The 11,944-nt window shown below is 35.5% G+C and carries 9 protein-coding genes and 1 tRNA gene; 3 read left to right on the top strand and 7 right to left on the bottom strand.

Annotated elements, in window-relative coordinates; genetic code table 11:
• Nucleotides 1–28: 28 nt before the first annotated feature.
• Nucleotides 29–1,351, top strand: coding sequence for a hypothetical protein (locus tag LZQ00_RS03860; protein WP_234512086.1), 1,323 nt, complete (start codon nucleotides 29–31; stop codon nucleotides 1,349–1,351).
• Nucleotides 1,352–2,509: 1,158 nt separating this feature from the next.
• Here LZQ00_RS03860 and LZQ00_RS18490 read toward each other — a convergent pair.
• Together LZQ00_RS18490 and LZQ00_RS03855 are read right to left on the bottom strand one after the other, a co-directional pair.
• On the bottom strand, nucleotides 2,510–2,611 hold the full coding sequence (locus LZQ00_RS18490; RefSeq protein WP_411028065.1) for a RagB/SusD family nutrient uptake outer membrane protein: 102 nt from the start codon (nucleotides 2,609–2,611) through the stop codon (nucleotides 2,510–2,512).
• 73 nt (nucleotides 2,612–2,684) lie between these two features.
• Nucleotides 2,685–2,764: transfer RNA gene (locus LZQ00_RS03855), tRNA-Leu, on the bottom strand.
• 230 nt (nucleotides 2,765–2,994) lie between these two features.
• Here LZQ00_RS03855 and LZQ00_RS03850 point away from each other — a divergent pair.
• A complete protein-coding gene (locus LZQ00_RS03850; protein WP_234512084.1) occupies nucleotides 2,995–3,951 on the top strand; it encodes an aldo/keto reductase in 957 nt (318 codons plus the stop codon).
• A 36-nt stretch (nucleotides 3,952–3,987) separates the two neighbouring features.
• On the opposite strand, the gene LZQ00_RS03845 is transcribed toward LZQ00_RS03850, so the two are convergent.
• From LZQ00_RS03845 to LZQ00_RS03835, 3 genes are all read right to left on the bottom strand, one after another.
• Nucleotides 3,988–4,419, bottom strand: a complete 432-nt coding sequence (locus LZQ00_RS03845) for a c-type cytochrome (RefSeq protein ID WP_234512083.1) — start codon at nucleotides 4,417–4,419, stop codon at nucleotides 3,988–3,990.
• 159 nt (nucleotides 4,420–4,578) lie between these two features.
• Complete coding sequence (locus LZQ00_RS03840) at nucleotides 4,579–6,765, bottom strand: glutamine synthetase III (protein WP_234512081.1); 2,187 nt, start codon at nucleotides 6,763–6,765, stop codon at nucleotides 4,579–4,581.
• Nucleotides 6,766–6,950: 185 nt separating this feature from the next.
• Nucleotides 6,951–9,755, bottom strand: a complete 2,805-nt coding sequence (locus tag LZQ00_RS03835) for a prolyl oligopeptidase family serine peptidase (protein ID WP_234512079.1) — start codon at nucleotides 9,753–9,755, stop codon at nucleotides 6,951–6,953.
• Between the two features lie 137 nt (nucleotides 9,756–9,892).
• Between LZQ00_RS03835 and LZQ00_RS03830 the strand changes: the two genes are divergently transcribed.
• The gene (locus tag LZQ00_RS03830; protein WP_234512077.1) at nucleotides 9,893–10,627 is read left to right on the top strand and encodes an SIMPL domain-containing protein; all 735 of its coding nucleotides are present in this window, start codon (nucleotides 9,893–9,895) and stop codon (nucleotides 10,625–10,627) included.
• Nucleotides 10,628–10,712: 85 nt separating this feature from the next.
• Here LZQ00_RS03830 and LZQ00_RS03825 read toward each other — a convergent pair whose 3' ends face one another.
• Together LZQ00_RS03825 and LZQ00_RS03820 are read right to left on the bottom strand one after the other, a co-directional pair.
• Nucleotides 10,713–11,564 (bottom strand): hypothetical protein, encoded by an 852-nt coding sequence (locus LZQ00_RS03825; RefSeq protein ID WP_234512076.1) that lies wholly within the window; start codon nucleotides 11,562–11,564, stop codon nucleotides 10,713–10,715.
• Nucleotides 11,561–11,944 carry a GntR family transcriptional regulator gene (locus tag LZQ00_RS03820; RefSeq protein ID WP_234512074.1) on the bottom strand — a complete coding sequence of 128 codons (384 nt, stop codon included), beginning with the start codon at nucleotides 11,942–11,944 and terminating at the stop codon, nucleotides 11,561–11,563. The genes LZQ00_RS03825 and LZQ00_RS03820 overlap by 4 nt, the downstream gene beginning before the upstream one ends.

Raw genomic sequence — 11,944 nt, 5'->3', positions numbered from 1 at the left:
TCTTGGTTCCAAGTTTAAACCAGACAGTATGTTAAACAAGACTCTAGAGGAACTTTCTAGTGAATATCCTGAACGCTGTATTCTGCCAGTCAGCATGAATGAGCCGAATGAGCGAATTAATATCTATTCAGGAAATTTTACCATTAGTGCTAATCAGAAAGAATATCCGTTAACAGGAACACTGTCTTTCAGATGGTTTCCATTTATATCTGTAGAATTTAAAGGTTCTTATGCGAGCAAAGAACGGCCCGACTTCAAGACAGATGAATATGAATTGTTGATCGATGACATAAATTATGGAATTGTTAAATTATCAAATGTTAATGACGCTTCTTGTAGTGGTTATAGCAGGAAATTTCTGTGGGGTGATTTTAGCGTTCCGGTGACCGAGGTCACATTTGCCCTACCAAATATGAGGGAATACTTTGGTGAGGGAGTCAAAGATGTAAATAAAGGAGATGTCAAAGTTGATAAAGCCAGATTGGTTTTCAATGACGATCCTTACACTATTGTTCTTGACAAACTTGCAGATTATAAAACAAGGACAGAAAAACTTGAAAATAATGGTGGATATCTGTTTCAATATGTAGGTAAAATAACCAAAAAGAAAGGATCGATAACGCTTTCAGAATTGCACAAATGGCATCTGCGGTTTCATAATTTTTTATATTTTCTAAATGGTAGGCGGACTGCACCATTTTTTTATACAGGAATACACGAGGGTGAAAACAGATGGACAGATTATTCAGGATATACTGTTGATGAGTATAAATACACACTTAGCTGGTCGAATATCATACGGGTCAACAGCCTGCCAGAATTATGGAAATCTTATAACAAATTATGGAAAGATGATGTTGACCAGGACTTTTTGATAACCGCCATACACTGGTATATTGAGGCGAATTCTAATACTGGTATGGTTGAAGGATCTATCATCCTGATACAAACCGCTTTAGAATTAATTTATAATTGGCTGATCGTTGAAAATCAGAAGATCATTATTGGTGATGACGCCGTTAACCTTTCTGCGGCCAATAAGATTAGACTTTTAATTTTTCAATTTAAGATTGATGCTGCTGTACCAGCTGCCTTTGAAGCCCTAGGAAAATTACCTAATGTGAAAGATGGCCCTGAAGCCTTTGTCAAAATCAGGAATGCGCTTGTTCACGGTCAGGAATCCAAAAGAATTGAATTGATGAACATCAGTAATCAAGCAAAATATGAAGCGCTTCAACTGGGTATCTGGTATGTTGAATTGGCTCTGTTATTTATCTTAGGTTATCAAGGCAAATATAGAAACCGTACTGATGGTAATCTCTGGAGAAATACTGGCACTTATGTCCCCTAGGCAGTTACAAAAAAAATTAGGTACCAGCCAGACACTAAAATCAAAAAGTCCCTGCACAAAAAAATGTTACAGGGCTTTTCCCAAAACAAATATAATTTTATTTTCTCTCTTTGTTGTTCAGTTCAGTAATCTCTTTAACTTCCTAAGCCAGTTTTTTAAGTTCATAGTAGGCTTTAGCAAGAATGCTTCCAATGGATCAAGTTGAATTGTTGGGGGATATTTAAATAATTCTTAATTTAGCGTTATTAAAGAATATATACCCAGCAAGACACCGAACGTAAACTTTTGACTTTATTGATGCCCGAAGGGCTATTAGGTTGGATGGTAAACGGTATGGTTAAAAGTATCCCCCCAACAATTCCGTATGATCCGCTTTTGTACCTCCAGACAGTTAAATCCTTCAGTATCTTACAATCAAAAGTCCTTGAAAGTCCATGCAGGTCCTTTAAAGTCCATAGAAGTGCCAACAATGTTCGGTACTAATTCGTACATACTACGATACATCTCCAGTTGTGTCTTACCCGACCTGTGATAGTTGTAAGGTCTCCATTCCATATATCTTCAAAAACAAGGCAAGTAAAACTCTTTCCCCAATCCAAGCGTCGTCAAGTCAGTTTTGAAACACTGTCAGAACCAACCTGAACAATAACTGAAACCTATTAAAAAAACAGTTGACTGGCAGTTGTTCTAAACTCATCATATATGCGCACTACAGATAGCCATCAAGGTATACACGTATCAACTTAACATGCTTAACCTGCAATTTATCTGTGCAAATCATCTGTTATGATGGTTCTTCTCGAGAAAACGCTTTTACAACGCCTAGCATATGCTTTATCCCTGCCTAGTCCCTGCTTTATCCGCGGCTCAGGAGTATGATTTACAAGTAATAATCAGCTTGATTAGTACAATCATGGATTTTAAACTCAGATAAAATCCATTAATGATTGAAGAAGACAGAAGATCTATTGGATACCCTTCTCTCAGATAGCTATATTTTCTGTCAAAAATGGGAAAAAGCGTTAAAGATTGTATGATTTATAAAGCTACTTGACCAACACTTTGAAATTTTATTTGAGGTATCTGAAAATAGTACCTCACATAGAATAAATAAAAATAGAACAACCTCAGTGGTTCCATCTCTACTTGTACACTAATTTATCCAAGAGGATTTTGTGTAATATTAGGATTTTTTGAAATCACATTGATAGGGATCGGGAAATAATAGTTCTTACCTTCATTAAAAGTCCGGAAATTGATCTGAGGTGACCTGCCACACGAAAAGTCTTAAAGCAAAAAAAGCTTGAAAGAAAATCTTTCAAGCTTTTTAATGTACCCGGAGCCGGGATCGAACCGGCACGGTTTCCCACTAGTGTTTGAGACTAGCGCGTCTACCAATTCCGCCATCCGGGCGGTCCGTTCAAACAATTCTTATGTTGTTTGGAGTGATGCAAAGGTAGATATTCTTTTGATATATGCAAAATAAAAATACAACCACAATAGAAAATAACTGATAATGAACACGATTATTTTACATATAGAACTTTACTCCTAGAAAATGTAATCTCAATTTCACTATTTATCATTCCTACCCTCGCCTACCTGATAATTTCCTAATTTTAGGTGAACTAAAATAGGATACCATGAGTAAAGTAAAATTAGGCAAAACAGACTTAACATTTGAACCTATCGTTTTTGGAGGTAATGTATTTGGGTGGACCATTGATGAGCAGGATTCCTTCCGTATATTAGATGCATTTGTAGATCATGGATTTAGTTTGATCGATACAGCCAACCAGTATTCCTATTGGGTACCCGGAAATATTGGCGGAGAATCTGAACAGATTATTGGTAATTGGTTGAAAAAATCAGGCAAGCGCAAACAGGTTTTAATTGCAACGAAAGTCGGTGGGGCAAAAGCAGACAGCCCTACTCCCAATACAGCTAAAGACTATATCATTAAAGAAGTTGAATATTCACTGAAAAGGTTACAAATTGAAGTCATCGATTTGTACCAAACGCATTTCGATAATGAATCTATTCCTGTTGAAGAAACATTAGCCGCTTATCAGCAATTGATCAAAGAGGGGAAAGTAAGATGGATTGGTGCTTCGAATTTAAGTCCTGCACGTTTGGAAGAGTCGTTAACCAAGAGCGCACAGCTTCATCTTCCTAAATACGAATCTCTGCAACCAGAATACAACTTATACAACAGACAAAAATATGAACAGCTCTATGAAAAAATAGTGCAAGAGAACGACTTGAGTGTTATCACTTATTACTCCTTGGCGAGTGGTTTTTTAACAGGTAAATATAGAAGTCTGGATGATCTCTCAAAATCTGCGCGTGGTGGAGCTGTCAAGAACATGCTAGACAATCGTGGGTTACGTATTTTAAAAGCTTTGGATGAAGTTTCTGCTCAGCACAACAGATCCATATCAAGTGTTGCATTAGCTTGGATCATCGCACGACCAAGTATCACTGCTCCTATTGTCAGTGCGACCAGCTTACAACAGCTAGAAAGTTTTACAGAAGCAATTCAGATACAATTGCGTGAACAAGATCTTGAAAAATTAAATCTGGCCAGCAGTTATGCATAAAAAAGGAAAGCTAAAGCTTTCCTTTTTTATTGCTGATTACAAACCAGCTATTTTCATTTCAGGATGTTCCTGTCCATTATGACAAGTCTTACATGAAATGGCTTTTATCTCACCCTCTTTATTTGCGGTATGGAAATATTTCTTATTGATTTTAGCCGTCATTTTCATCATCGCACGTGCTACATTTTTATGTTTATTCGCGTCACTGGCAAAATCCAACTTTTTAGGATCATCTTGAGATGGAGCATGACAGAATCCACATTTAACACCTAAAGAAGCATTAAATTCATGCATCGCTCCCATGAGTTGATCTGGGGTAGTACTCTTTGGTAAAACCTTCAGATTAGTAAATTTTTTCTCCTCTTTCGGTTTCTCCTGATTGGGAACAAAAGCACTTAACGTCATGGCAAAGGCTAGCACCGAAGTCACTAAGACTATTTTCTTGTATTTAAAATTTAATAATTTCATTTCTTCTTCTATTTGAAATCTAATGTAAGAAACAGGAGAGCTAAATGCAACAAAAAAATGAAATTAATATGACAATACAATAAATTGTTACAGAAGAATACAAATAGAAAAAGCTACACCTAAGGTATAGCTTTTTCCATTTTTAAAACTGGGAGCTTATTAGCTAATGAATAGTAATTCTCTCAATTTTGGTAATGGCCATTTTTGGTCATCAACAATTTTTTCCAATTTATTAACGTGGTAACGTATTTCATCAAAGTAAGGTTTCACAGCCTCGTCATAAGCGATTGATTTTTCGCGTACGTCCTCGATTTGATTCGCTTTTTTACGTTCTTTACGCATAGCTTCTGTTTTTTCTAGAACAGTATTCACATGTAATGAAATACGCTCTAAGAAATTCAATTGCGAACTATAAGATTCTTTTCCTAAACCTAATTCTTTCAATCCTTGTACGTTTTTAATCAATTCGTTTTGATAGATTAAACAAGCTGGAGCAATTTGATTGTTTACGATCTCTTCGATAACACGGGCTTCAATTTGAAGTTTTTTAAAGAAGTTTTCTAACAAGATTTCATGACGCGCTTCGCTTTCACGTTTTGTATAGATTCCTAGTCTTTCAAACAGTTCCAGTGTTTCTTCTTTTACATATACATCTAATGCCTTAGGTGTAGATTTGATGTTTGACAAGCCTCTAGCTTCTGCTTCTTTCTCCCACTCTTCGCTATAGCCATTTCCTTCAAAACGAATTGATTTCGAATCTTTGATATATTTACGAACAACATTCAATAAGGCTAAGTCTTTCTTTGTACCTTTTTTGATTTGTTTATCGACTTCAATTTTAAACTCGTTCAACTGATTCGCAACAATGACATTGAGTACCGTCATTGGCAATGCTGAATTGGCAGAAGAACCTACTGCTCTAAACTCAAATTTGTTACCTGTGAATGCGAATGGAGATGTACGGTTACGGTCTGTGTTATCCAATCTCAATTCAGGAACTTTAGGAATTCCGTGCCATAAGTTTGCTTCAGATTTCACTTTTTTAGCTACACGAGCTGATTCTACTTCTTCCAATAACTCATCCAACTGAGAACCTAAGAAAATAGAAATGATCGCTGGAGGAGCTTCATTAGCACCTAAACGGTGGTCATTACTCGCACTTGCAATAGATGCACGTAATAAATCGGCATGCTCATAAACCGCTTTTATCGTGTTGACAAAAAATGTCAAGAACATCAAGTTGTTTTTAGGTGTTTTTCCTGGAGATAGTAAGTTAACACCCGTATTGGTTATCAATGACCAGTTGTTATGTTTACCAGAACCATTCACCCCACTATATGGTTTTTCGTGTAATAATACTTTAAAGTGATGACGCAATGCTACTTGATCCATCAGATTCTGTAACAATTGGTTATGATCAATCGCTAAGTTGATTTCTTCGTACATCGGTGCACATTCAAATTGTGAAGGAGCAACTTCGTTGTGACGTGTCTTCAATGGAATACCTAATTTCAAAGCTTCATTTTCCAAGTCTACCATGAATGCTAAAACGCGTTCTGGGATCGCTCCGAAATAATGATCTTCCAATTGTTGTCCTTTTGCTGACATATGACCAAACAAAGTACGACCTGTTAATTGCAAGTCTGGACGTGCATTATATAACGAAAGATCAACTAAGAAATACTCTTGTTCAATTCCTAAGGAAGCATTTACTTTCGTGATTTGTTTATCAAAGTATTGTGCAACTTCTGTAGAAGCTTTGTCAATCGCATTGATTGCTTTTAATAAAGGAGCTTTATAATCTAATGATTCACCTGTATAGGAAACAAAAACAGTAGGGATACATAAGGTCTTACCTGATCCTGTTTCATAAAGGAATGCTGGTGATGAAGGATCCCAAGCAGTATAACCACGTGCTTCAAACGTATTACGAATACCTCCATTAGGGAAACTAGAAGCATCAGGCTCTTGTTGTACCAATGCATCAGCTGTAAACTTTTCAATCGCTTCACCATTATCATCGGGCTCAAAGAACGCATCATGTTTCTCTGCAGTCGAACCTGTTAACGGTTGGAACCAGTGTGTATAATGTGAAGCACCATTGGAAAGCGCCCAACTTTTCATTGCTTGAGAAATATGTTCCGCCAAATCACGAGAGATTGCAGTTCCTTCTTCTACAGCTTGTGCTAGTTCTTTATACGAATTCTTGGGAAGATAATCTTTCATCTTCGCATTAGAAAAAACATTTTTACCGTAAATTTCGGTTGCTTTTTTAGTTTCTACTTTTAGAGAAGTATTTTGGCGAGATGCCGCGGCTTCAACAGATTTAAATCTTAAATTAGACATTTTATGGTTGATATTTTAAGTTTTCAATACCCTGATTTTGATTTTTAATCAAACTACTTTGTAAAAATAGATTGTTTTCAATAAAAAATGAAATTTTTTTTATTTTTTTACTAAAAACAAGCGCAAAACAAAACTAAACAATAAAAAGAAGAGATTATTTGCAACAAATAAGCTACAAAATCAAATTATTCAGTAGAAAATCCCCAATCCACACCTTTTTCTTTTGCTAAAACACCCGATTTCAACCATTTTGGAGCAGCAGATCCTTTTAAATAATGATCAAAAAACTGCTGTTCGCGGATCTGGATATCTTTTCTATTTTGTCTTAGCATCAAATTATGTTCGTCTCCATTATAGTTAAGCATCCAAACTGGTTTCTGCAAACGACGTAAAGCGGTGAACATTTCGATACCTTGATACCAAGGCACAGCACCGTCGTTGTCATTGGACATGATGACAACAGGTGTTGTCACTTTATCTAAGTGAAATAAAGGTGAATTCGCTAGATAAGCATCACGATCTTCCCAAAGTGTCTTCCCTATCCGACTTTGTGTATTTTCGTATTGAAATTGTCGAGACATTCCGGTTTGCCAACGAATTCCTCCATAAGCAGAAGTCATATTCACAACAGGAGCTCCAGCCCAAGCAGCTGCATACATATTTGTTGCCGTAATTAAATATGCGACTTGATATCCTCCCCAGCTTTGCCCCTGTATACCCATCTTTTTAGCATCTACCCAGGTATTTTGAGCCAAGTATTGCATACCTGAATTAATATATTCTTCAGCAGACTTACCTGGCTGACCCGTCACATAGGAAATATCAGGTGCAAAAACCAAATAGCCATTGCTGACAAAATAGGAAATATTCAATCGAGAAGGTGTTGGCGCAGGAGCTTGGTAATTATATAGACCATCTGTCAATTTTTCATAGAAGTAAGCAATAATGGGGTATTTTTTATTGGGATCAAAATCTTCAGGTTTATATAGAATTCCTTCGGCAGCATGTCCTGCAGGTGTTGTCCATTTCACCAATTCAGCCGTTCCCCAATTATAATTGGCCTGTTGCGGATTAAGATTCGTCAACCGATCTTCTTTTTTGAACGCATTGTCATTCAAATATAAATCTGGACTATTTGCATAATCCTCTTTTGTATACAACACGTATTTTTGATCACCTGAAGCTTGTAAATTTTTAAAAGCTTTTGGAGCCATGACGATTACCTTTGGATCGTTATGCTTTCCTTTTAATTCATAAAATCCATTCTCCTTCGTTTTCTCATTAAAAGCAGTTAAAATAACACGCTGACGTTGATCGAGTATATTTGTTTCTTTCCTTTTGTCTTTTGCATGTAGAAGATTTTGATAACGCAATACAATACGAGATACGCGGCCATACCCATTTGTTACCATATAATGATCAGAACCATCTAAAGCAAAATACCAAATATCATATTTATCATAGATATAAATACCTTTGTTATCCACTGCCCAGGCGGCCATGCCATATCCATTCGGCTTAGCTGGCATATCATTATCTTCATCAACAAATGATACAGGTAGGCCATCATTCAATGTTGTTGTTTTCCTAAGATCAATTTGATAGGAATACCAATTTCCATTTTCTTGATTAAAATATACGACATATCGCCCATCAGGAGTTAAAAAAGACTGTCCCGATAAATTCTCTATCACGAGTTGGCGTGCACCTGAAATCGTGGAGATGACATACACATCTTGTCTACTTCTATAATCCCATTGCGTCTCTATTCTTTTGCCATAATCACTCGTTGCCAATACATATTCTTGGTCAGCCTCGAGCGTGGTTCTTACAGGATTAAATTTGTCATCCACAAGTGGGATAATGGGACTATTTTGTTTGGGATAATAAACACTTAAAAAACTCTGCGCTAAATCTTTTTTCAAATTGATCAATTGCTGAGGTTGCAAATAATCATCTTGCCAATGCCAGACATCTACCTTTGCATGTTCAAAGTCAACTAATGTGGTATCTTTAACTGGAGGAATAGGTGCTAGCCCCAAAAATAGTTTTTCTCCATTTTTACTAAATTTCAGGTCACCATCACCACTTACATACCAATTTTTAGGAACACCAGCGGTCTGTTGACGAACTACAATACGGGAAGAATCTTGTTTCGTCGTGTAATAATAGATATTGAAATCTTTAAGTAACGATTTCTCCGAAGATCTGTCTCCTAAGTATACAAGCTGTTGTCCTGAATCGTCAAAAGTGAAATTTTTATAATCTCCACGGCCGTTTGTGATCTTTTTTAACGACTTTTTAGTGAAGTCATATAAAAAAACACCCGATATATGAGATATCGAGTCTTTAGCATCTACTTTCTTAGAAAAAACTAACATATTGCCAGCTTTATTAAAGTCATACTGATCAACATACTGAAAATTTAAGGTATCCCCTGTTGCGAAATCAAAAACATGCAAGGTAGCTCCTTTAACTGTTTTCTTAGTTTGTGAAGCGGTTGTATCTGTTTTAGTACGCACCTCTATTTTACCATCTGTTAAAAAACCGAAGTAACGATTTCCTTCTTCTGCTAATTTGTATGATTTAACATCAGAAAACTTGGATAATTTTCCCGTTACTATAGAAAAAACAGCAATGGAATCTTTCGGCATATCTTCTGGCTTCTTTTTCTTTATTTTAGCTTGTCGTGTATCTTCAAACTTAGGTTTTATTAAGGAAACGAGATTTGTTTCATCATTTGTTAAACTCGCATTATAACCTCTTGGTAAAGAAAACAGATCCTTATTTAAATTATTCTTTACATATAATTTCCCATCCCCTTCTTGAGGGAGTATTTGAAAATAAATATATGTACCCGTTCTACTGATCTCATTTGCTGTTATACTTTGCCAGTTATCATATACCGTATGATTTAATGGTTGTTTTTGCGCCCATGTGGACGCTATTTGTAATGCAAAAAATCCGAGTAGGATGATTCTTTTGTTCATGTTGATCAATTTTTTCGATAATTAGATAAACCTATTCGCAAAATATTTATTTCTATTCAAATTTACCCGTTTTTTTGGTATCATGATTGCTACATATTAATCAAAAGAAATTTTACTCCTTATTACATAATAACATCATGAAATATATTCCCATTTTTATTGCATTGCTAGCAGGTATTGTTATTATTATTGCTGCAAGTCTTTTCAGCAATGCTTATCGTTATAAATTTAAATCATCACAAACCATTACCGTTAATGGGAATGCTAAAAAAGATTTCGAATCTGATTTAGTAAAATGGAACGCGAGCTACAGTCGTAAAAATTTTGATTTAAAAAGTGCATCCGCACAACTTGCTGAGGATAGAGAATTAGTACGCAAGTTTTTAATTGCACAAGGATTAAAATCGGATGAAATTAGATTTGAAGCGGTTAATATTAATAAAGATTTTGAATATCATACCGACGAAAAAGGAAATAGCTACAATACGTTTTCAGGTTATACGCTTTCGCAAACTGTGGGTGTAGAATCTAAAGATCTGAATAAAGTCGACAATGCATCACGTGAAATATCAACTTTGATATCACAAGGGCTTGAATTAAGCTCGAGCACACCGAATTACTATTATTCAAAATTGGAAGACCTGAAATTAGAGCTGATCTCTCAAGCGTCTAAAAATGCGTATCAAAGGGCAGAAAATATTGCAACAGAATCTTCCTCTTCACTTGGGGAATTAGTAAAAGCGGATCTTGGTGTGTTTCAGATTACGGGTCAAAATGATAATGAAGAATATTCTTCTGGTGGAGCATTTAACACAACTTCAAGAAAAAAGACGGCAACTATCACCGTCAAAGCAAGCTACTTACCTAGATAAAAAGAATTAAAACGAAGTACAAACAAAAAAGATCTTTAATGTAATTAAAGATCTTTTTTGTTTGTAAATCAATTAATTATATATATTATTTCAACAACTTACGGAGTATCTGTGCAGGAAGATCCGTCTTTGTCCCATCAGATAACTGCCCCTGCAATGTTTGCACCTGAAGATCATTCAATCCGATAAAAGTATTTCCCACTGTTTTCACATCCAACCATTTCACAATTGCATCTGGATTACCGCTTTTAAAATAAACTTCAGAGTCCTTCGCTTGAATAGAGACACTTTCATAATTTTGCTTTGAAAAATTCACCTTACTACTATCTAGCGCTAAGGTTAACTGCTTAATTTGGGTTGGTCTTAAATCGTTTCCATTCCTTTCATCATCAGCTTCTATGTGGGAGTTTTTCATCCGTAAAGATAAGGTATTGATTGCCATTTCGGGATAGAAATGTAATTCATGGAGCTGATTACCTGTTATTTCCAATTGATCTTGCTTAGCCGAAAAAGAATTGATTGCTATTTGTGTTAGATCAATCTGTTTAATATCAGGTGTGAAAATATAGATAGTATTATAATATCTTTGAGATGCTTCTTTTAGTTCAATCCTTAATTGACCATTTTCATCCACATGAATAGCGACCTCTTTTTCATTACTTTTTGCAATTTTTACTGCATACTGATCACTTTTCACGATAAAAAGTCCTATGGATGCTTGATTATTTCCCTTAATCTGTAGCTGATGAAAATCTTTTGTTTTAAAGGTTTTCAGATAGGTATCTTTTGCATTGGGATTATTTGCTTCTTTTCGCATTGTTTCTTCATACAATTTGACATCTATACTATTATTTCCTACAATATAGGCAGTCGTGACGATAGGAATCACAAACATTGCTATTCCTAAACCTATCAATATTTTAGTACTCAATTTCATGATTTGTTATTTTTAAAGTTTCGTTCGATAAAAGCTTGATAAGGTTGTTTTAATTCATCCAAGCTAATTTCTAATAAATAAATATTTCTGAAAAATGGAACAAGATCTTCTTCCAAAAAGGTTGCTTTCCGATATTCCTTGACATGACCGATCGAGTCTGCTGTCAAAAAAAATCCAACTCCACGTTTATTGACCACAATTTCTTTTTGTTGCAACAAGTCGTAAGTACGCATCACGGTATTTGGATTAACTTCCAATTGTATAGCTAGCTCTCTTACTGATGGTATTTTATCATCCACTTGCCATGTCCCTAGCAGAATATGATCACAAACATGTTCTGCAATTTGGAGATAAATGGCTTTATTTGCGTTAAAATCCAT

It is taken from the genome of Sphingobacterium sp. SRCM116780, from assembly GCF_021442025.1.
Lineage (GTDB): Bacteria > Bacteroidota > Bacteroidia > Sphingobacteriales > Sphingobacteriaceae > Sphingobacterium.
Note: the sequence above shows the minus strand (reverse complement) of the source record. Positions and strands in the feature narration are given on the sequence as shown.

Coding starts and splice junctions, on each gene's coding strand:
- LZQ00_RS03835 (WP_234512079.1), bottom strand. CDS start 9,755: ATGAACAAAAGAATCATCCTACTCGGATTTTTTGCATTACAAATAGCG.
- LZQ00_RS03850 (WP_234512084.1), top strand. CDS start 2,995: ATGAGTAAAGTAAAATTAGGCAAAACAGACTTAACATTTGAACCTATC.
- LZQ00_RS03825 (WP_234512076.1), bottom strand. CDS start 11,564: ATGAAATTGAGTACTAAAATATTGATAGGTTTAGGAATAGCAATGTTT.
- LZQ00_RS03860 (WP_234512086.1), top strand. CDS start 29: ATGTTAAACAAGACTCTAGAGGAACTTTCTAGTGAATATCCTGAACGC.
- LZQ00_RS03840 (WP_234512081.1), bottom strand. CDS start 6,765: ATGTCTAATTTAAGATTTAAATCTGTTGAAGCCGCGGCATCTCGCCAA.
- LZQ00_RS03845 (WP_234512083.1), bottom strand. CDS start 4,419: ATGAAATTATTAAATTTTAAATACAAGAAAATAGTCTTAGTGACTTCG.
- LZQ00_RS03830 (WP_234512077.1), top strand. CDS start 9,893: ATGAAATATATTCCCATTTTTATTGCATTGCTAGCAGGTATTGTTATT.
- LZQ00_RS03820 (WP_234512074.1), bottom strand. CDS start 11,944: ATGGATTTTAACGCAAATAAAGCCATTTATCTCCAAATTGCAGAACAT.